Genomic DNA, 23,493 nt, shown 5'->3' with positions numbered 1-23,493 from the left:
GTCATTCTAAGTTAACGAACCGGTAGAGCGAGAAAAAGCCGAACAGAACAACGACGGACCAACCCGCGACGATGGGATGGACCAACCCGGAACCGCCCATTTGTCGGAGCGCTTCAAACAACCCCAAAAACAACAGACCGGCAACCAAACCAATCCCCACCCCAAAGAAGGTGCCGCGGCGACCGAATTGAAAACCAAGCGGCATGGCCAACATCATCATGATCAGCGGAACGAGCGGCTGCGCGAACTTGACATTGAGTTCGGTCTGAAAACTCGGCTCTACGTACCCCAACTCACGCACATACCGAATGTAACCACGAAGCTCTTTAAGGCTGAATTCCGATGGCTTACGTCGTTTTCGCATCAAGTCCTCGTGTTTGATATTAAGGCTGACAGGATCGTTTTCAGCAATGGCGCTCACGGTTGGCTTCATAGCCTGATCCGGTGAATCACGATGGAACGCCCAGCGTTTGCCAGGTACGGCCGCCTTCCATTGATTATTCCGAAACACGACCTGCGGTAATTCAGTCCGTTCCACCATCGCAGGTTGATCCTTACCAATTCGAAAACGGCGTACACCCAAAAGACGCTTGGTACGGTGATCATACACCTGGAAATTAACGATTTCGCCAGGAGCCGTTTTTAACCAAACGTCTTGGCTAAAGGTTGACTCACTTTTTTGTCGAATCTCATTGCGTAACACCGTGGCACGACGGTTCGCATAAGGTAAAAATGTATTAGAAATATAAAAATTAAAAATGGATGCACCAAGACCACAAAAAACAAGCGGTAAACATAAACGCTGCAAACTACCACCCGCCGCACGAACCGCGGTCACTTCTTGATATTTAGACATCACGGCAAATAAAATCAAAGTGGAAATCAGCAGACACAGAAAAAATGTCAGGTCTAACATCTCCGGAAGCTTAAAGCCAAGATACCGTAAGACCACATCCGGTGCAATTTGGTTACGCGTCACATACTTTCCTACTTGAGTGTACTCAACCAACAGTGCTAAGACCAGAAGAGAACACTGAACCAAGAAAAAAATTGACAAAAAGCTGCGCGTCACATAAATATCCAAGCGACTTGGAAAGATAAACGTCTGCGCGGCACCACCTTGAGGCGCATCCTGCGTCTTCTTTTTCTTTAATGTATTGAATAACTTATTAATTGGCTTATACATCACATACAAAATTCGATCTTGCAGACGACGCAACGGCTGGCTCCACCAGCGATTCTTTCCTACCTGAAGGATCACCCCACCAGCGAGAAACACAAGCGTCGGCCCGGCCATCCCCACCAAAAGGTGAATCTTATCTTGAGAAGCAGCATCTCTCGCTATCTTGGACACAATAAAATAAAAACCAATCAGGACCAAGCTGGTTCCAAAACCACTGCCCTTGCGGATTCGCGCGTGTTTGGCGCCCAAGGGGACGGCATATAAGGCAAAAACCAAACATATCAACGGGTTAAACAAACGCTGATAAAGTTCAATCTCAAGATCCCGCTTCCGTTTTGGATCAGTTTGCTGCGCCAAATACCGCTTAAGCCTCGGCGTATCTAATAAATCACGCGGCGCCCCTTTTAACCCCAGGCCGTCTAATGCCGCCGGCATCGGTAACGACAAGGTCATCTCCGTGGTCGCATAGGTCTTCATCGTTTGATCCTTTAGAAGATCAATCTTAACCGCACGAAATAAATCTAAATCGCGATTCTCATAAATAGAGGCATGCTCCGCTATTAAAATTTCTTCTTTTTCTTCCGAAACATCTACAAAAATCAGATCCGCCAAACGATCTTCCTCAACCCGATCAACATACAGCATACTCTTACCCAGTGGGTTAATAACGCCTGGCTGTATATTCGGCATGGCGATCTCGCTAAAGTTCCGACTCTCATTAAGCCATACTCGGTTTAACATCGGACCAATCCAGTTCGCTATCACTAACAAAAAAAGTGTCAGCAACCCGCCATAAACAAAAACAGGTCGACTCAAACGCCAAAAACTAACACCCACAACCTGAGGCGCAAGTATCTCGGAATCCGTGCTAAGCCGTCCCATTCCCGCTAAAGCTGCAAAAAGAAATGACATGGTTATGGTAATAAAAAGAAACTCAGGAATCTCTGACACAAAAAACAAAATTAACAAAGAATAAGGTATCTCAAATTTACCGCCACTCAATTCAGCAACAGCGGCAAGCGTTTTAATGAAGAAAATGCCGTTGTAAACCAACATTGCCATCATAAAGGGGCGGTTTATCTCACCAAAAATATAGCTATCCAAACGACTCCACAACGGGAAAAGCCCTGTTCGAGGCTGGCACGGTTTTTCGTGCTTTTCCGACACCGCGGCGGGGGTTAACGACTGTTTAGGCATAAGCGTTCCAATATCGGGATCGTGATGAGGACGGCGCCAAAATTCGGACCTAGCCCGCATTTCTCACAAGGAATTCTGCTACGGGGCAACCCATGCGATTACGAGGGGGCGGCCTTCCGCATTACTCGATCGAGCCGCCTTCGCCGTAGCGCTGCTACGCCTGTGCCGTCTCTCAGTCGTAATCTTCGTTCTCACAAGGCTTTCAGCTTCTCGCGACGAATCCGTGTGAGAAATGCGGGCTAGGCCCATAACTTTGAAACGCGGTAGTGTAGCATACTCCGCGCCAATCATGGCACCAGGCCGCGTTCATCCCCCCTCAGACATATGAAAGACCCACTTCAAAAATCAGCGCCCCCTACCCCGCCCTAAGTAACCCCGCGCTATTCCAAATAAGTCATTTTGAGGTACCCACCTATTTCGAACCCATTTAAGGCAATCGGGACACCCACCAAATTCCCCGCACAGTTTGGGACTTCCACTTTCTTCATTTGATCCGGCGATATAACAATCGGAAATAGGTGGGTGTCCTTTTTTGAGCCATCGGAATTAGGTGGGTGTCCTTTTTTGAGCCTGTTTTCGGAGGCTGTCCTACTCTTGGCCTTTGGTGGGTGTCCTAACTCTTGGCCAGGTGGGTGTCCTACTCTTGGCCAGGTGGGTGTCCTACTCTTGGCCAGGTGGGTGTCCTAACTCTTGGCCAGGTGGGTGTCCTACTCTTGCTTGGCCTTTGATGGGTGTCCTACTCTTGGCCTTGGCCGTATTTGGTGGGTGTCCTTCTTTGGGGCTTTGGTGGGACTTGGTTTGGGTGAGCCGCCTGTTTTGACAACGAAAGCCGCGTTTCTCATCTGCCGTGTTTTTTCGGTGGGCTCAGGGGGACTCGGGCCGACACGACCACGCACTCCTGGCAGGAAGCCGGAAAACCCTTCGGCCGGCGTGGTTAGAGGACAGGGCATGCGCTGAGTCGGTCGGCGACGGCTTGGCTCAGTTGTTGGACGAATGGGGGCTGCATGAGGTTCATGTGACTGCAGGGTAGGGTGCGGACAGTCAGGCCCGAGCGGGTTAGGTCCCGCCAATCCGCCTCCGGGTTTGGGGGGCGCCAGGCGCGGTCGTCGGCGTCGGGGGCGCCGGCCTTGTAGAAGTCGATTGGGGCCATGATGGGTTTCGGCCGGTACTGCTGCCAGGCCGTGTTGTGGGCCAGCAGCGTTTGTAACAAACGCACCAAACCCGCGCGGTCGTCAAAGGCCGAGAGGTCTGGATGTTGCAACCCTTGGGCGACGGCCCAAGGTACCCGTTCTTCAGGAGTCAGGTTTGCCAGGGTCGGCCGCGATGCTTCACCGTTTTTGCCCAGTAGGCGCACGAGGAGATCGATGTCGCTGTCGCGACGGCTCTCTTGCGTCGGTACCTCGCTGTCAAACAACCCCAGAAAGGTGACCTCACGGCCCTCGGCCTCGGCGATACCGGCGATGTGGTGGGCGACGACGCCCCCAAACGACCAGCCGGCCAACAAGATGGGGCCGGCCGGGTGATGCACCTGGATAGCCTCCCAGTAGCTACAGGCCATCTTTTCCAAGTCAGCGACGGGTTCACCGCACTCGGGACCAGACGCCTGCACCGCGATAAAGGGATGATCGCTGTCAAAAGACCGCGCTAAAGCGGCGTAACTCAACACCTGGCCGCGCTGGGGATGGACACAAAACAGCGGCGCCCGGCGCCCCTCGCTTTTGAGCGGTACCAGGTAAGAAAAGGCTTGTTTGGTGCCGGCTTGCTGCAGCGCCGCGGCACAACCGGCAATGGTTGGGTTCTTCAAAAAGTCTTCCAGCGACAGGTGTGCACCCCATTGTTGCCGCACGCGAGTCATGAAACGCACGGCCAACAAGGAATGTCCCCCGGCCGCAAAGAAATCGTCGGTAACGCCAAGCACCCCTTGGTCGAGCAGCGCTGTCCACAGCCGATGCAGTTGAAACTCAAGCATGTTGCGCGGTGGTATTCGGCTCGGTTGATCAGCATGGGGCCCGGTCGGCAATGAAGCGGCACGAACGGCATTGCGATCCAACTTGCCGTTGTGCATCGGCAGCGCGGGCCACTGGTGCCAAATCCGAGGCACCATGTAGGCGGGTAAATGGGCGCGCACGTCTTTTTTGAGCGTTTCTGAAGTTGCGGTACTCCGCGGACTCGCGACCCAGTGCGCGGCCAATGCGGTGTCGCCCACCGGCAAAACGACGGCGTGGGCAACCCCGGGTTGACGCTGAAGGGCGGCTTCGATTTCGCCCGGCTCGACCCGGAACCCACGCAGCTTGAGTTGACGGTCGATGCGACCCTGAAAACTGTAGACGGCGGAAGCGCCCACCTGGTCACCACAAGGCAAATGCCGCACCCGATCACCCGTGCGGTAAAACCTTTCCCCCGGTTTCGTCGCCAAAGGATGCGGCACAAAGGCTTCAGCGGTGCGCCGCGGATCGCCCAGGTAGCCGCGCGCCACGGTCGGCCCCCCAATCCATAATTCGCCAGGTACGCCTAGCGGCGCGGGGTTTCGGTGTTGGTCGACGACCAACAATTGGTTGTCGGCGACGGCGCGGCCGATCGGCACCTCGGCTCGCCCTTCGAGCAGGTCGGTTGCCAAGGCATTTGGTCCGGCGACGGTTGCCATCGCCGATGAAACGGTGGTTTCGGTGGGGCCGTAGGCATTGATCAGGGTGATACGGTCGCCAAGATGTCGGCGCCATTTGGCCAAATCAGCGGGCGGCAGGCTTTCCCCGCCGATGACCACCAGCCTAACGCTCGCGGGTAAGTGCAGCGAACCGGCAACGAAGGCCTCGGTTAGGGCGCGCCAAAAGGCGGTGGGCAAGCTGAGGAGGGTGATTTTTTGGGTCTCGGTCCACGCCGGCAAAGCAGGAATATCGAGGGCCTCGTGGGCGGTGCCAACCAAGGTCGCTCCCGCCGCCAAGGTCACAAAGATGTCTTCGACGGCAACATCGAAGCCAAAGTTGGCGAAACGCGGCAAACGATCACCCGGTCGGGTCCCAAAACGCCGAACCATGGCCGCGGTGTAATGGGCGGCGGCGCGATGGGGAACCACCACGCCCTTGGGCCGTCCAGTCGAACCCGAGGTGTAAATAACATAGGCGGCCTGTTCGGGATGCGTGGCCGGGGGTTCGAAACAGGCCCCATCAGGACCAAGGCGGTCGGGGTCGAGCAGGCTGATTCCGGCTTGGTCGAGCATGGCGGCCAACGGCGGTGGAAGATCCCGACCCACGACAACACGTGGACATGCGTCAGTGAGGATGTCCGCCAAACGCGCGTTGGGATTGGTGCTGTCGAGGGGCAGAAAAGCACCGCCGGCGGCCAGAATCCCGAGCACGGCAGGCACACGGGTGATGGTCGTTGGCAAATAGACGCCGACAAGGTGATCGGCACGGACACCCATGGCGCGTAAGGCGTGGGCCACGCGCCGCGCCTGCTCGCATAGCTCTTGGTAGGTCAGCGAGACACCGGCGTCGTGGACGGCGACAGCGTCGGGATCCCGGTTGGCGGCTTGAAACACGAGGTCGTGGAGCCCCTCGGTCGCATTGGGGGTCGGCAACGGGTGATGCGGACGGCAGAGCACGGGGATTTCCGACGGTGCAAGCGGCGACAGGGCGGCAAGCGTCGCGGTCGGCCGGTCGAGACAGGCATCCAGCAAGGTGGTTAGTTGGCGGGCCATGGCGGCGATGGTCGCCGGGCAAAAGAGGTCGGTGCTGTATTCGTAGTCAGCGACCCACCCGCCTTGCGTGGTCTCGGTAACGGTCAGGGTCAGATCGACCTGAGCGGTGTCGGCGTCAAAAGCAAAGGGCGCCATTGGGATATCGCCTAAGTTGGTCGCGGTCTCCGGCTCGGTCTGGTAAGCAAACATGATTTGCACCAGGGGTGAGACGGCGCCGTCACGCGGCGGTGCCACGGCTTCAACGACCTGATCAAAGGGTATTTCGCCGTTTTCAGAGCCGGCCAAGGTCAGGTCGCGCGCCTGCTGCAATAGGGTTAAAAAAGGCGTGTCCCGGTCGAGCTGGAAACGCAGGGCCAAGGTATTGACAAAAAAACCAATCAGCGGCTGGCGCGCGGGCTCGGTACGGCCGGCAAAGGGCACGCCGACGACGAGATCGTCCCGCCCACTCAGCTTGTGCAACAAAAGCACAAAGACGGCGTTCATGGCTGAGAACATACCAACCGCCTGAGCGCCGGCCAGTTGCTGCAGGGCGCGTCGCCGGGTGCGGCCCAGGTCGAAGCAATGACGGGCCCCGCGGTAGCCGGGCCGAGCCGGGCGCGGCTTATCCAAGGACAGGTTGTGCAGGGTCGGGCCGTCTTTAAGTTGGTCGACCCAATAGTCACGCTGCCGATCCAGTTCGCCGGCGCGCAAAGCATGGTCCCAGCGGGTGCTGATCGCCAAGTAGTCGTCCACCAAGGGCGGTAATTCGTGACCACGCCCCTGGTAAAACAGGTCCAACTCACGATGCAGCAATGCGACCGACCAGCCGTCAATAATAAGGTGATGGGCGCAAAGAACCAGCAAGGATCGTGAGGGTTCGATTTGCAGCAGGGTCACGCGGAGCAAAGGACCGGCGGCCACATCAAAAGGGCGGTTCAATTCTTGACGACACCATTCGCCCAACGCGGTTCCGGTCGCGGCTCGGGTTTGCAAAATCCGTTTCGGCACGGGCCCGAGGACTTGGCGTGGCTCGCCGTCGACGAAGGGAAACCCGGTGCGCAGGGCACTTTGGCGGGCGATCAGTTTGCAAAAGGCGCGGTCCAAGGCGGCGGGGTCGACGACGCCGTCAAGGCGCCAAGCGGCCATCACATGGTAAGCGGCGCCAGCGCCGGCAAAACGGTCCAAGAACCACAACCGCTTTTGCGGCGGCGACAAGGGCGCCTCAGGGTGCGTCGGTGGTTCGGCCGAGGCCGTTTCGCCTGGGGTGGCGGCTGTGCCTAACGCGGCGCCCGCGTCACCGCTTCGCCCCTGCAGGCGCAGCGCCAGCAATCGACGTTTTTCCCCAGACAGTTGTGCGGTGCGGTCATCCAATTCCTTGCGCATGGTGGTTCCTCATGGCGCCGCTCAGGGCGGCGTTTGCTTATCCGGCGGGCGTCTGCCGCCGCTCCGTCGCTTCAAGCTCTTCGATTAAGGTCAGTTCCACCAATTCGGCCATTTGCCGCACGGTCGGTGCTTGGAACAAATGGTTTAGCTTGAGTTTGACAGCGAAGGTATCGTTCAGCCGCGCCAACAGTTTCAAACCGAGCAGGCTGTGGCCACCCAGCTCAAAGAAGCCGTCCTCGGCACCAACCTTCCCAAAGCCAAGTACTTCGCCCCACAAATCGGCCAGCAGTGTTTCCAGATCGCCCGCGGGCGCCACAAAAGCGCCGGCCAAGGCGGGCCGTTCCGCGCGGGCCGTCGGCACGGCGGTCGCCGGCTGCTCCAGGGCAATTAGGTCGGTAAGCGGGTTGTGCGCCCGACGATGTCGCTTTTCCCGCGCGGCAAAGTCACCGGCGGCCACAACCAAACGCGGCTCATCACCGGCCAAGGCCTTCAGGATCAGGTCGGCACCCTCGGAAAAACCTATTTCGGTTCCCTGACGGGCAAGGCGAACGGCGTGCGCGACCTCGGCTTCGTTGGCGACACTCCAAGCGTCCCACTGCCAAGCCCCCCAGTCGAGACAAAGGGTACGACGCCCCAAAACGTGGTGGCGGTAGTCGGCGTAGGCCCCCAAAAAGGCATTGGCGGCACAGTAATCCACCTGACCAACTTCGCCGATGAAGGCGTTTTGCGATGAAAAATAAAGGGTAAAGTCGAGATCCCGTTCGGCGGTCAATTGGTCGAGCAAAAGTGTACCCAACACCTTGGGCGCGAGCACGGCGCGGGCGGCCGCCACGGTTTTGAGCGGGATCAGACCGGCCCCGGCCACACCGGCAGTGTGAAAAAGGCCGTGAACATCTGGGAAGCGTTGATCAATGCGCGCCAGCGCCGCACACAGGGCTTCTTGGTCACAGACATCGACGATTTCGATATGGACCGGCCCCAGGGTTTCCAGCTCGCGCAACAAACGCAGACGCTCACACAGATGCGGGTTACCGCCCTCGTCGGCGAGCAGGTCGTCCCAGGTGTCGCGCTCCGGCAAGGGACTGCGCGCCAAAAGGACGGGCTGAATGGCGAAACGACGCGCCAATTCCAGCGCAACGCCAAGGGCGATGCCGCCCAAACCGCCGCTAAACAGGTAAACACCGCCGCGCCGGATGGGGGCCGGGCCGGTTTCAACGGCCGTTGGCGAAACGGCTTCAAAACCGCGGATCCAGCGGCGTCGACCGCGGTAGGCAACAGCCCGTGCATCGTCTTGAAAAACGCTTTCGCGCAACAGGTAATCAAGCATGCGGCACTGAAACCCCGCATTCGTGCCGTCCCATTCGAGATCGACACAGCGGGTTTGCAGGAAAGGCAGTTCGCGCGGCACGACGGCGTTGGGGCCCAAAACCAGCGATGCAATCGGCGCGGTCTGATCGGTTCCGGTCACGGCTTGCATGCCGTGGGTGACCCAGATGAGCCGTTCGGGTCGGATATCGTCGCGGGCGGCAACGGCCTGTGCGAGGAAAAGCGGTGCGAAAAAGGAAGGCGGGGTGGTGATCACGGCCTCGGGATCCGGCGGCGGACAGGTGACAAAGTGGAGCAGGAAATCCACCTCGGTACCTTGTTGCGTCAAGGCATCGAACAGGGCGGCGAAGACGTCGGTATCGCTGAAATCGGCGCAAAAGGTATGGTTGTCCAACTTGCGGAAACGGTGCTCACCCGGCAAAACCACAATGGGTTCGATGCCCAAACGGCGGAGGTGCTCGGCAAAGGCGGCCCCGACGCCGTCCGCGTCGGCCAACAGCAGCCAGGTACCGTGCACCGCGGCGGGTTGCGGCGGCGGAACGCGGCGTTGCCAGGACGGCGCGGAAAAGCCGTATTCCGCGGCAACGGAAGCCGCGCTTGTCTCGGAGGCCGGGGCCGCCGCGTGTGCCTTGTGCGGCAACGGCGGTAATTCGGGTTCGCTAAACCAATAGCGCTGCCGCTGATAGGGATAGGTCGGCAGCGCAACCCTTTTCATAGGCGTAGCGGACGCCGGCGTATCGCTTCCGAGCGTGACCCCGGCGGTCCAAAGTTCGGCCTGGGTTTGCCGCAAGCGCAGCAGGTCGTCGGTTGGATCTTTGCGGTGACGCATGCTCGCCAGAATGCTGGGACGCGCCGGGGCGGCAAAAGCCTCGCATTGCGTGGCATAGCGACCCAAGGCGACCCCGGGCCCAACACTCAGCAGCACGCCGTCGCCCACTTGGGCGAGGAGCTTTTCCATTCCCGGGTGAAAATGGGCGGTGTAGCGCGCTTGGTCGGCCCAGTAGCGTGGGCTGACGGCTTGTTCCTCGCGGATCAGGTCCCCGCTGAGGTTGGCAAAAAACGGCCGTTGCGGCGGCTGCAACGGAATGGTGCGCAGGAATTGCTCAAAGGGTTCATGGACGGCCTGGACCATGGGTGAATGGTAGGCGTAACCAGTAGCGACGGGACGGCAGGTGACGCCCTCGGCCGCGTAACGCCGCGCCACCTGGTTCACAGCGGCCACGGGCCCGGAGAGCACACAAAGCTCGGGGGTATTGATGCAGGCCAAGCTAACCTCGGCGGGCAAGTCGCGGTCGGCGGCGATCTGATCGGCGCTCTGGTTAACGGCCAGCATGGCACCGGCGGGTAGCGTTTCAAACAGCCGCGCCCGTTCAACGACGATGCGCAGGCCGTCCTCTCGTGAGAAAACGCCGGCCAGACAGGCGGCACTGTACTCGCCCAGGCTGTGGCCGATCATGGCAACGGGTTCGACCCCCAATCCCATCCAAAACCGCGCCAATGCAAGATTGACGGAAAATAAAAAGGGCTGGGCGACGCCGGCACGCTGAAGCTGAGCCCCGTCCGGGTCGAACCACAGGGGTCGTGGATCGCTGCCGGTGTGGGCGGTAAGGAAATCGGCACAGGCGTCGAGTTCGGCGCGAATGCGCGGCACCTCGCGGTACAGACCCGCGGCCATGGCGGCATACTGCTCGCCGTTGCCGGGAAAGAGGAAGGCGACCGGCGGCACGCCGTTTTTGGCGACGGTTGCACGGGCCTGATCGAGGGCCAGCGCGCGGTGCGCTTCTTCAGGGTCGCGTGCAACCACCGCGGCGCGACACGGCAGCGGCTTGCGACCCACGTCAAGCGAATAGGCGATGTCGCACAAGCGCCGCGCGGGGCCCGCTGCCAAATCTTCGGCCAGGCGCAGGCGCATCTGGTCCAAGGCGGCCGGGGTAGCCGCCGAAAGACGCAGGACCCGCGGGGCTTCGTCACGACATTCGGGCACATCGGCGGCGGGCGGCGCTTGTTCCAAAACCACGTGGGCGTTGGTTCCCCCGATACCGAAGGAACTGACACCACAACGACGCGGCCCTGTTGTTTGCGGCCAAGGACCGCCACGCGCCGAGACGGTGAACGGGGAGCGGGCGAAATCAATGGCGGGGTTGGCGGAACGGAAGCCAACCAGCGGCGGCACCACCCCCCGTTGCAGGACCAAGACGGCTTTGATCAGAGACGCCACGCCGGCGGCGGTGTCGACGTGGCCGATGGCACCGCGAGAAGCACCGAGCGCACAGGTCGCGCGCATGTTGCTGTCGCGTTGGAAAACCCGTGTCAGGGCTTCAACCTCGACCGGGTCGCCGAGCGCGGTACCGGTACCATGGGTTTCAACATAACCAATGGTTGCGGGATCAACGCCGGCCATGGTCAGCGCGGCCTTGATCACCTGGCTCTGACCGTCGACACCGGGCGCGGTGTAACCCAACTTGGCGGCGCCGTCGTTGTTAACGGCGGCCCCTTTGATGACGGCGTGGATGGTGTCGCCGTCGGCAAGGGCGTCTTGGTAGCGCTTAAGCAAGACCACACCGGCACCGTTCCCGGGCACGGTTCCACCGGCGGCGGCGTCGAAGGGCCGACACAACCCGTCGCGCGACAAAATACCTTGCTCTTGGTAGCGGTAACCCTGCTTTTGCATGGCGTTAATCGTGCAACCGCCGGCAATGGCCATGTCGCACTGGCCGCTCCGCAAACTTTGGAAGGCGGTTTGCACGGCAACCAACGAAGAGGAACAGGCGGTATTGATGCTCATCGCGGGTCCGCGCAAGCCCAGCTTGTAGGCGACCCTGCTCGGCATAAAGTCTTTGTCGCACCCAACCACAAACTGAAGTTCATCACCTTGGCCGCGCCGGTGCAGGCCCAACTCGCTTTGGCGCAGCATGTAACTGCTCAACCCGGAACCGGCGTAAACGCCGACGGCACCTGGGTAGCGGGCGGGGTCGTAGGCGGCCTGATCCAACAGATCGCGGCACAGTTCCAAAAAGATGCGGTGTTGCGGATCCATCCCGGCAGCCTCGCCGGGTGAAATCCCAAACAAGGCGGCGTCAAATTGATCGATGTCTTCCAGTACCCCGCCGGCGGCGACGTAGTTCGCCTGCCGAACGGTTTCGGGCGCGACACCGGCGGCCACGGCCTCCTCTTCGCTAAAGCGGGTGATGGCGCAGGTGCCGGCAAAGATTTGTTCCGCGTAGGCCGCCAGATTGGCGGCGCCGGGGAAGCGACAGGCCATAGCGATGACCGCGATGTCGTCGGCGTCGGCGTTGCGTGGGGGCACATGGGCGACAGGGCTTTCATCCGGCACGGCGTCCTCGGGGTCGTGTCCGTCGAGGAAGGCGCTCATCAGGCGTACCGTCGGCAAACGGAACAGGGTCAGGATGGGGATCTCGCGCGCAAAGTGTTGCTCCAACTCTTCCTGCAAGCGCACCAGCAGAATCGAGTGCCCGCCCAGATCAAAGAAATTGTCGTCGAGGCCGACCTGCTCTTTTTCCAGGCATTGGCACCAAAGCCGCTGCACCTGCTGCAGGGTTTGTGGGCCCGCGACGGGTGCGGCCGGGGCGGGCGGCGCGGCCGTTTCGGTAACCTCCGGCAGGGCGGCGCGGTCGAGCTTGCCGTTGGCGGTACGGGGCAGGGCGTCGCAGACGACGAAGGTGTCGGGAATCATGTGGGCCGGTAACAAGGCGCTCAGCCCTTGGCGGGGATTGGTGCGCGCTCCGTCGGTGGTCATCACCAGGTAGGCGACGAGCGCGCGGGCATGGGTCGCCTGGCGCGCCAAAACCACGGCGGCCTCGGCAATCCCCGCCAAGGAGCACAAGGCGCTTTCGATCTCGCCCGGCTCGACGCGGAACCCGCGAATCTTGAGTTGGTTGTCGCAGCGACCGTGGTAATGCAGCGTTCCGTCGGGCGCCATACTGCAGCGGTCGCCGCTGCGGTACATGCGGGCACCGGGCTCGTTGCTGAAGGGATCGGGGAGAAAACGCCGCGCGGTTACGGCGGGCATGCCCAGGTAACCCTGTGCCGGCGCCGCGCCGCCGATGTACAACTCACCCGGCACGTAAGGCGGCAGGTGGCGGCCTTCTTCATCCAGAATGTAAACCTGTACCCCGGGGATCGCGGGACCGAGGGTCGGCGTTGCCCGCGGCGTACAGGGCGCAAAACTGGTCATGATGTGTGCCTCGGTCGGTCCGTAGGCGTTGAAGAAATGCGGCACCCGCGCCCAGCGCTGCACAACGGTCTGGTCACAGCGCTCACCCACGGCGATCACGGTTTTCAAGGTCTGCCCCGCGGCGGTCGGCAGCACGGCCAGCGCGGAGGGCGTCGCGACCACATGGGTCACCCGCCAACGGTTTAGGTAACGCGCCAGTCCAGGTCCGGGAAAACGCGCCTCGGCCTCGGGCAGCACCAAGCAGGCGCCGTGGCTCCAGGCCAGCAGGCACTCAAACAGGGAGGCATCGAAGGCGGCTGAGGCAAATTGCAAGACGCGGTCGCCCGGGTCACAGGAAAAGTGCCCGGTGAGCGCCGCGATCAGGTGGGTTAAGCCACCGTAACCGACGGCCACGGGTTTGGGCCGGCCGGTTGAGCCGGAGGTATGGATGATGTAGGCGCGGCGCTGATGATGGATCTCGGGAAAGGCGGCTGAGTCGCCGTCCGCGCCGGCCGACCAATCGATGAAGCCGCGCGGGGTGTTGGTGTCGTCGCTCGCCACCAGGGCGGCGCAGCGAGCCGGCCCCAACAACCAACGGCAATCGGTCTGGGCCAACTGCTGCTCGCGACGATGAACCGGTTCGTCAGGGTTAATGGGCAAGTAGGTTGCCCCGGTGCGCAAGCAGGCAAGCCAGGCAACCACCCATTGCGGCGAGCGGTCGGCCCAAACGGCGACGACCGGGGCCGCGTCGTCGAGGTCGCGTCGCAGGACGTGGGCCAGCCGGGTAACCCGTTGCCACAAGGTCGCATAGGTTAAAACCTGATCGGCAAGGCGCACGGCTTCGGCGTCGGGCCGGTCAGCGGCCTGTTGCGCCATAACGGCGAGCAGATGTCGCGGCGCGTTCAGGCGCGCCTGGGTCGTACCCGCCTGGAGGAGGCGGCGGCGCACGTCGGGGCTGACGATGTCCAGTTGGTTGATCGCCAGATGGGGCGCGGCGAGGGCGGCGACCAACAAACGTTGGAAATGGTCGAGGAACACGGCCGCGAAGGGTTCCTCGAATAGATCGGCACTGGTTTCCAGGGCAAGCTCGAGGCCGGCGTCACTTGGTTTGGCGTTGAGCACCAGGTCAAATCGCGCGAGTTGATCGTCGGGACGCCAGGCTTGGGTGGTCAAGCCTTGCAAAACAAGCCGGTCGTCACCGTTGTTTTGCAAGGCCAACATCACTTGGAACAGGGGGCTTGCCCCACCCGCGCGTCGCGGCGCCAAGTCTTTCACCAAAGCATCGAAAGGGACATCTTGGTTGGCGTAGGCGGCGAGGGCGTCGTGGCGTACCCGCGTCAGCAGGTCGCGGAAGCTCGGCGCGCCGGCGAGGTCGGTCCGCATCACCAAAGTGTTGACGAAAAAGCCGATCAAGGGTTCGATGTCGCGATGACGGCGGTTGGCGACGGGCGTACCGATAACCAGTTCGTCGCGCCCACTGAAGCGGCCGAGCACAACCGCCAAGGCGGCTTGCAACACCATAAACAAGGTGGCGTCTTGTTCGCGCCCCAGACGCTGCAACCCTTGGTGCAGGTCGGCCGATAGGCGACGTGTCTGGGTGTACCCGGCGAAGGTCGCTGTCTTCGGCGGGCGGCGTGCGCCGTGCAAGTCGAGCCGCTCGGGCAAATCCTTGAGGCGTCGGAGCCAATAAGCGCGTTGGCGGGCGCCGCTTTCGCCGGCCAACCAATCGCGCTGGGCGCGGGCGTAGTCGGCGTATTGGCAAGGCAAGGGCGGGAGCGTGGGAACCTCACCGGCACGGAAGGCGGCGTACAGGGTCGCCAACTCGCGCACCAGGTTCACCAGCGACCAACCGTCAAATACAATGTGGTGCATGGCGATCACCAACAGGTGACGGTTGGCCGAGACCTGAAACAGCTTGGTGCGGAAAAGCGGGCCGCCGGCCAGGTCAAAAGGTTGGCGGATGAAGGCCAAGGCGCGTTCCTCAACATCCTTCGGCGCCACGCTTTCGTGGTCGAGACCCGCCGTTTGATGGGCGACCACCTGTTGCACGGGCGTGCCGTTGCGGCTGGGAAAGCAGGTGCGCAAGCTGTCGTGGCGCGCCAAAATCCGGTCCAACGCTTTGGCCAGGGCGTTCGCATCCAAGGCGCCTTCGAGCCAATAGCCGCCACTGGAATGGTACAAGGTCGAATTGGGTGCCAACCGGTCGAGGAACCACATGCGTTCCTGCGCAAACGAGAGGGGTGCGTCCTCGCCTGATTCACCGGCGGGAATCGGGCGAATGACCGGCAGGTCGCTGTTGGCGGGATCGCGCAAGGCCTCGCAGAAACGGGCCACGGTCGGATTTTGGAACAGCAACACCAGTGGGCAATCGCGCTTCAACCGCGCGACGCGCGAGACCACGCGCGTCGCCAGAAGGGAGTGGCCGCCGATTTCGAAAAAATTCTCATGGATGCCGACACGTTCGCGTCCCAACACATCACACCAAATCGCCGCGACCGAGGCCTCGAAGGCGTCGCGCGGGGCGGTTTCATCACGCATAACCGGCGCCGTTGTGGCGGCGATCAGCGCGGCACGATCCAGCTTCCCGTTGGTGGTGAGCGGCATCTGTTCATGCACGATGATCGAGGCGGGCCGCATGTAGCTTGGTAGGCGGGTCTTGAGGTCGTTTTGGATGAGCGCGGTCAGGTCGCGTATGGCTAAATCGCGGCGCGGATGGTTGGTATAGACGGGGTCATCGCCCTCGGTCTCAGCGCCGTGAAACAAGGCGGCGTGTTGCCCGTCAAAAGCACCGCGATGCACCAAAACATCGAGGCAACCCGGTCTGGCGGAGAGCAGCAGGGTCACGGCGCAACGGCCTTCGTGGGCCAAAGCCCACAGGTCGTTTGGATCGGCGCCGCTGTCGCTCCGCCCCGACGTGACCTGCTCCACCCAATCGCTGAAAAGTGCGTCGGCCTCGGCGGCGGCCGGCCCGCGAGCGAGGCGCGCCGCGGTCGCCGCAAACCCGGCGAGGCGTGCATCGGGCACAGCCCGAACCAAGGCGGCTGTTTGCTCGGGTTCGGCCGCCACACGCGCGACCAAGGCACGCACATCTTCCATGCCGGACCAGGGCTGGGTGTTCACACAACGTCGCGGGTAGGCGTCGGCCGCGAGCTTGACGACCACATCGTAACGGAAGTGATTCATTTCGGTGGCGTGGATACCGCGTTTGGGCTGCACGACCACATCGGCCACGCCGTCCCAATCTGCGACAACTTGGGTGAAAAACGTGGGGTCAACCAGCAACTCGTGTTCCAATTCAAGCCGGGTATTGATCTCGCGCTGTGCGTCGCCAACCGACAAGCCCTGAGCCGCCCGCGCCGTAACCACCGCCGCGTGGAACGGCCGCTGCAGAGAAAAATTGCGCACGTCGCCGATGAACAGGGTGCCGGTCTCACCGAGAAAACGAATCCCCGTGCGCAGCACCCGTGTCAGGTAAGCCACGCTGGGGAAGTACTGGCTGACCGAGTTCAGCACCAGGGTGTCGACACCGTCGCTGTCGAGGCCGTCCAGTTGGTCGGCCTCGGCTTGGCGTAATTGGACGTGTTGCAGCGCGTCGCGATGCCGACAGAGCCGGCCCGTGCGTGCCAACGCCTGTTCCGAAAAATCGATGGCGAGGTAGCCGGCACAATGAGGCGCCAAGCGTGCCAAAAGCAGCCCGGTCCCGCAGCCAATCTCCAAAATACCGCGAGGCTGGAGGGCCAAGATCCGCGCAACCGTTGCCTCAACCCACTCGCGCATCGCCGCCGCGCTGATCGGCGCCCCGGTGTAGCTGCTGTGCCAGCCCGCGATGTCAAAATCGGCCGCATCCGCGGTCGGTTCCTTGCCGTAAGTGTCCTCGTAGAGCAAGCGCCAATGATCGATATGGCCGTCTTCCCAATGGGGTTCGTTGTGGCCGGCATGCGGCGTGGCGGTGGTGTCGGCCACGACGTGGGCGGTCAGGCGTTTTTCGCCGAAGGAATCCCGGTCGACGACGACGGCGGCTTGCTTCACCCAGGGGGTCGCCGCCAACACGGCCTCGATTTCCCCGGGTTCAATGCGGTAGCCGCGCAGCTTGACCTGACGGTCGATACGGCCCAAAAAGGCCAGGCTCCCGTCGGGGCGGGTGCGCACCAGGTCGCCGCTGCGGTAGAGGCGGGAACCTGGCGGGCCGAAGGGCGACGGCACAAAGCGGTCGGCGGTCAACGCGGGCTGCTGCAAGTAACCCTCGGCCAAACCGGTGCCGCCAATGGCGAGTTCACCGACGAATCCCATGGGAAGCAACTGGAGGTTCGATCCCATGACATACACCCGGCTACCGGCAATCGGCACCCCAATCGGCAGGGACGGAACGGCCTGGCCGTCAACGGGGTGGCAGCACGTAAAGGTGGTGTTTTCGGTGGGGCCGTAGCCGTTAATAATTTGGGTCCGCGGCAAGGCGGCGACGGCGCGGTGGGCATGGTCGCGGGAGACAACGTCGCCGCCGGTGAGTAGGTAACGCAGGCCGGTGCAGTCCGCCAAGGCCTGGTCGACGACTTGGTGGAACAAACCCGCGGTGAGCCAAGCCACGGTCACGCGACGTTCGCGGATGAAGGCGCCGATACGCGCCGGCGCGACGGGGCCGGGCTCGGCCAATACCAGCGTCGCACCGTTGAGCAAGGCACCCCAGATTTCAAAGGTCGCGGCATCAAACCCAACCGGCGCCAACTGAAGGAAGCGGTCGTCGCTGTTGAGGTCGGCGAAGGAACAGGCGACGACCAAACGCACCACGGCGCGGTGTGGGATCCGCATGCCTTTGGGGCGACCGGTTGAACCCGAGGTGAACATGATGTAAGCGCCGTCGCACGAATCGACCGAGGCGGGTGTTGCTTCGTCGACACGATGTGTGTCCGCGGCAGCCACGGCCAAGGCGGGCCGCTTGGCCGGCAGGTGCCGATCCGATTCGGTCGGGGGCCGCATGACCAACGCCAAGTCGGCCTCGCGCGCCATGTGCGCCAAACGCTGTTGCGGCAGGTTTGGGTCGAGCGGCACATACACCGCGCCGACCTTAAGCACCGCCATCATGGCCGCAATCACCCAGGGACCGCGTTCGGCCAAAAGACCGACGGCGTCACCGGGACCGACACCGACACCGTGCAGGGCGCGGACCATGCCGTCGGCGGCGCGGTTGAGTTGCGCGTAATCCCATTGCCGGTCGCCCCACGCGAGTGCGACGGCCCGCGGTTGGTGGGCCACCATCCGCTCGAACAAGCGGTGAATCGGTACCTCGGCCTGGGCGGGCGGCGCGGGCCCGGCCGCGCGCCGCAACACAAGGGCTTCGGCGGCGGCATTCATCAGGGGCAAGGCCGTGACCGGGGTTTGCGGCGCGGCGACGGCGGCGTTGAGCAAGTGCTGGAAGACCGCCGCCAAGGTTGCCGCTGTTTCGGCCTCGAAAAGCGCCTGGTCATAGAGCAACCAACCGTGCAAGGCACCGTTGCGAAACCACAGATGACACTCTAGATCAAAGCGCACCGCGAGGCGGTCCCCTTCAAAAGGCGCCAAGGCGAAGTCGTGGCTATTGTCGCTCGGGATCGGTGCATTTTGTAAAGCGAAAATGACGTTTACCAGCGGGTTACGGCTGCCGACCCGTTGTTTCCCCTGCTCTTTGACCAGCATTTCAAAGGGGACGTCTTGGTGCTCATAGGCGGCCAAGGCGTCGTCGCGCACTTGGTCCATTAAGTCGAAGAAACGGGTCTCGGCCGAGATCCGGGTGCGCATGATTTGGGTATTGACGAAAAACCCGATCATTTTTTCCAGTTCAGCATGGTGTCGGTTGGCGATCGGGTAGGCAACGGCCACATCAGGCTGACGGGCAAAACGCGACAGGAGCGACGTGAACCCGGCCAGCAGCGTCATGAACAAGGTGCAACCGCGTTGGTTGCCGAGTTCCGTCAAGGCTGCTGTTTGTGCTTGGTCGAACTGTAGCGCGACCTTGCCGCCCACATGGCTGCCGTGGCTCGGTATCGCTTTATCCGTTGGCAAATCGAGCGGCACCAGATCGGCCAGGTACTGGTGCCAATAGGCCTTTTGGTCCTCTAGCAACCTACCTTTCAGCCAGGATCGCTGCCAACGGGCAAAATCCACGTAGCGCGGGCCCTCGTGCGGCGGCGGCGCTTGCTTGTCGGCGCGCGCCTTGGTCAACGCGGCCAACTCGCAAAGCAACACGCCCAAGGACCAACCGTCGGCAATGATGTGGTGCAGCGTGCATAACAACACACTTTGCTCGGGGTTAAGCCGAACCAGGGTGGTACGTAGGAGCGGTGGTTGTTCCAGGTTGAACGGTTCCGCGTGGTGGGTGTCGGCCAAACGCCGCAGAACCGCCCGTTGCTCCGAACCCTGGTGTTGGCTCAGGTCGATTTCGGGCAAGTCGAGGCGAACCGGGTCGACGAGCTGCAAATAGGGCACGCCGTCTTTTTCGAAGAACGCGGTACGCAGCGCATCGTGGCGCTTGACGATTTCACCCAACGCGGCCTGCAGTTGGTCCCTGGTGACGGCGCCGCTCAAGGTGAACGAAGCTGGGATGTTGTAAAAGCTGTGGTTGGGTTCGAGTCGGTCCAAAAACCACAAACGCTCTTGGGCGAAGGAAAGCGGGGTCTGTGCGTCGGCGTCGCCGGTCGTCAGCGGAGGCAAGGACCGGCGTTGTTGGCTGTTGTTTTGGGACAAAAAAGCGGCCGCGGCCGCGGCCGTGGGTTCGGCAAAGAAGGCACCGACCGTCGGCGCGGTGCCAAACAGTTCGCGGCAGCGCGACAAAAACCGTGTTGCCTTAATCGAATCACCGCCGACCTCGAAAAAGGGCAGGTCGGGGTCGTTGACGTCCTGATCGAGCACGGCACGCCACAGCGCCAGCACCGAGGCCTCGAGCGGGGTGGCCGTGCGGCTTGTTTTCAACCCAACGGCGGCTTCCCGCGGCAACAGGCGGGTATCGAGCTTGCCGTTCGGGGTCAGCGGCAGTGCTGTCAGGATGACGATTTGCGCGGGCACCATGTGACCCGGCAGGCTTCGTTCCAGGTGGCGCCGAACCGTCGCGGCCTCCAGGGAATGGGCGGCCGCGGGCAAAACGTAGGCGGTGAGGCGCTGCTGTGTTTCATCGTCACCCTCCGCGCGCACCAGGCTCCAGGTAATGCCCGGCAGCCGTTGCAGGGCCGCCTCGATTTCACCCGGCTCAATGCGGTAGCCGCGAATTTGTAATTGGTTGTCGGCACGGCCCAGGTACTCAAGTTGCGCGCCTTCGCTGCCCCAACCGCACCTGGCCAAGTCGCCGCTGCGGTACAAACGCGCACCGGGCGTCGCCGCAAAAGGATCGGGCACAAAACGCGCGGCCGTCAGCTCCGGTCGGCGGTGGTAACCCCTTGCCAAGCCGGCGCCGGCCACGTAAATCTCGCCGACATAACCATCCGCCACCGGTCGCATGTGGCGGTCCAGTAGGTAAACACCCAGATCGGGGAGCGGTTGGCCGACAGCGCTAAAACGGCTGTTGCTCGGTTCCCCGCCGATGCGATGATGGGTCACATGCACCGTGGTCTCGGTGATGCCGTACATATCTATAAGTGCCGCACCGGCACAGCCCGTTTCGGCCTGCCAGGCCGCGATGGTTTCCGGGTTCGATTTCTCGCCCGCCAAAATAATGATGCGCAGGGCAAGGTCGGTCGCGGGCAGGCGGCCCTTGCCGCCGACAAACATCGCGAAGGCCGACGGCGTTTGGTTCAAAACCGTGACCCGTTCGCGCTTAAGCAAGGCGTAGAAGGCGGGTGGATCGAGGGCCGTGTGCGGCGGAACCAGGACCAAGGTGCCGCCACTCAGCAAGCAGCCCCAGATTTCCCACACTGAGAAATCAAACGAAAAGGCGTGGAACAGGGCCCAGACATCCTGCTCATCGCAGGGCACGACCCGTGCGCAGGCCGCCAAAAGCCGGCCGACGTTGGCGTGGCTGACCACGACGCCCTTGGGTTTTCCGGTCGAGCCGGAGGTATAAATCATGTAAGCGGCCTGATCGGCGGTGGCCGGGCAGTGAAGGTTGTCGCGGCCGGCGGCCGCAATCGCCGCCTGGTCGCGGTCCAGATTGATACGTTTGATCGCCGGTGGTGGCGCGGTCTCTGTTTCGGTGGTGACGATCACCATCGCGAGGTCGGCGTCTCCGGCCAAACCGGCCAAACGCGCCGGCGGGTAAGCTGGGTCCAGCGGCACGTAACAGGCACCCGCTTTAAGCACCGCCAGTAAGGCCGTGATCAGTTGCGGTGAGCGCGGCAGGCAAACGCCGATACGAACCTCGGGCGCGGCTCCTTCGGCGCGAAGGATGCGGGCCAATTGGTTGGCCGCCTCATTGAGTGCCTGATAGGTGATCGACGCGTCGTCGGCGCGCAGGGCGACGGCCCGCGGTTGCGCCGCGCCGCGTTGCTCAAAGGCCTCGGCTAGGGTTTGCCGCGCGTCAAAAGAGGTGCAGACCGGGAAACAGGTTGGCTTGGCATCGCGACGGGATAAAGCCGCTAGGTCGTGGAGGGGTTGGTCCAGGTGGTCACCGAGCAAAACAACGGCGCGGCGCAGGTGTTGGTCGAGCAGGTTGATATCCTGCTCGCTGAACAAGGTTGGTTTGTAACTGATTTCAACGGTAACGGGTTGCCCCTGATGATGTTCTTGCAAATTGATCGCCAGCGCCGCCCTGCCCTGGCCGGTGTTGAGGGGATGGATTTTGGCGCAACCGCCGCCAAAGGCGACATCAAAGTTTTGGTACTGGAAGCCGACCTCCAGATCGTACAGATCACGCATGCCGCCGACTTCGCGTTGAATCTGGTCAAGTGGCAAGCGGGTGTGGCGATAATGGCGACGCAGGTCGGCGGCGATCTGTTGCACCAGGGCTCGGAAACTATGGTTGCGATCCCCACGCAGCCACAGCGGAATCACGCCAGCAAACAGGCCGGGGACACGGCGCAACCGGCCGCTCCGGTTGGCGACCGGCAGACCCAAGGCGAGTTCATCACGGCCCTCGGCCAGGAAAAAGTGGGTGGCCACCAAACCGAGAAAGCTTTGGTACATCGAGGTACCCGTTGATTCCGCCAACCCCTTTAACCGATCTGTTTCCAACGGGGTCCAAACGCGATGGGTCGTCTTAATCCTTTGGTCACGGGCGAAGCGCGGTGCTTGGTGGAACAATAACTTAGGCACGCCGCGAAACTGATTGCGCCAGTAGCTTTGATCCTTGGTAAAGGCCGCACTGTTGCGGTAACTGAGATCGCGCACAACAGCCTCACCGAAGTTGACCGCGGGCGAGGCAGCCGTATCGCCCGCGTTGTACACGGCCGCCGTCTGTTCCGCCACCAGTGACACCGTCGCCGCGTCGGCGATCACGTGATGAAAGGCCAGCAACCATCCACGGCGGTCGGGGGCGAGCCGCACCAACGCGAATCGAAACAGCGGCCCCTCCAAGAGGGCGAACGGTTTGGCAAACTCAGCTTCCAGCCAAGCACGTGCCGCCGCGTCTGGATCCTCGGCGTCGGCCACATCCGCTGTTAAAAGGTCCCATTCCGACAAGGTCGGCCAAGATTGTTGGGGCACATCTTCGGCCACATGCAGTTTGGTGCGCAAGGCTTGGTTGTCTGCAACCACGCGGCGCAAGGCCGCTTCAAAGCGTTGGGGATCCAGCGGACCGTCGATGCTTAAAAAGCCACCCATGTTGTAGAGGGTGCTGTCGGGGAACAGGCGTTGTTCGTGCCAAATAGCCGCCTGGGCAAGTGTCAACGGAAAACGGTCGCATGATGGATGATTCATCGAAAGCCTCAACGGAAAAAGTGCTTCGCAAAAAAGGACCGAAACCAGGACGAGGGCGGGGCGGATGGTGAACGGGGTTCAGGCGCGATCCGCGGGAGCCGGGCTGAAATAAGCCGCCTTTCACAAACGCGCGAGGCCGGAAAACAACGCTGACCACGGTGGCGAAAACCGCCGTGAACCGCCAATGCGCCGACGCGAACACACGAATCCAAACGGAGAGCACTGCCACCAACAACCAAACTCTTGATATAAAACGACTTGCCATCAAAACCAGAGCAAAGATCGGCATGAAATGGGTTCAACATTGCCGTTTTGCGCCCATGGATCGGCACGTCTCGCGTCCTGAATCGCGTAAGCCGGGTTAAAAGAGAAAGGGTAAGAAAACCTGAAAAATACCCCTTCGCATGGAAAAAATCAAGCTAACAAAAAGCGGTGCCGCGTCTCATACACGCCAAGCAACGATAACAAGGAAGGAGTCCCTTGTTGGCTGTACCCTTAGCATTTCTCACAAGGAATTCTGTTTCTCGCGACGAATCCTCGTGAGAAATGCGGGCGAGGCTTAACGGCAGCGTCAAAAAAGTTCGCCGGCGCCGCCGCAATTCAACCGGACCGCCGTGGAAAAGCCGAGTCACCGTTCACACCCTGGAAGGCCACCATTGGCCACAATAAAGGTGGTTTCCCATCGCAAGTTGCGATTAAATCGGAGGTTTGTTCGTACCGTCGTTTTACCTGCTTGGT

At 61.7% G+C, this 23,493-nt stretch carries 3 protein-coding genes; all 3 read right to left on the bottom strand.

The genetic code is table 11. The annotated features are described in order from the left end of the window. Position 1: 1 nt before the first annotated feature. A complete protein-coding gene (locus J3U88_RS09740) occupies positions 2-2,380 on the bottom strand; it encodes an LptF/LptG family permease (protein WP_207858419.1) in 2,379 nt (792 codons plus the stop codon). 934 nt (positions 2,381-3,314) lie between these two features. Next, on the bottom strand, positions 3,315-7,439 hold the full coding sequence (locus J3U88_RS09735) for a non-ribosomal peptide synthetase (RefSeq protein WP_207858418.1): 4,125 nt from the start codon (positions 7,437-7,439) through the stop codon (positions 3,315-3,317). Positions 7,440-7,476: 37 nt separating this feature from the next. Continuing rightward, the gene (locus tag J3U88_RS09730) at positions 7,477-22,755 is read right to left on the bottom strand and encodes a non-ribosomal peptide synthetase/type I polyketide synthase (RefSeq protein WP_207858417.1); all 15,279 of its coding nucleotides are present in this window, start codon (positions 22,753-22,755) and stop codon (positions 7,477-7,479) included. Positions 22,756-23,493: the final 738 nt, after the last annotated feature.

Source organism: Acanthopleuribacter pedis, from assembly GCF_017377855.1.
GTDB lineage: Bacteria > Acidobacteriota > Holophagae > Acanthopleuribacterales > Acanthopleuribacteraceae > Acanthopleuribacter > Acanthopleuribacter pedis.
This window is presented reverse-complemented; position numbering and strand designations above follow the sequence as displayed.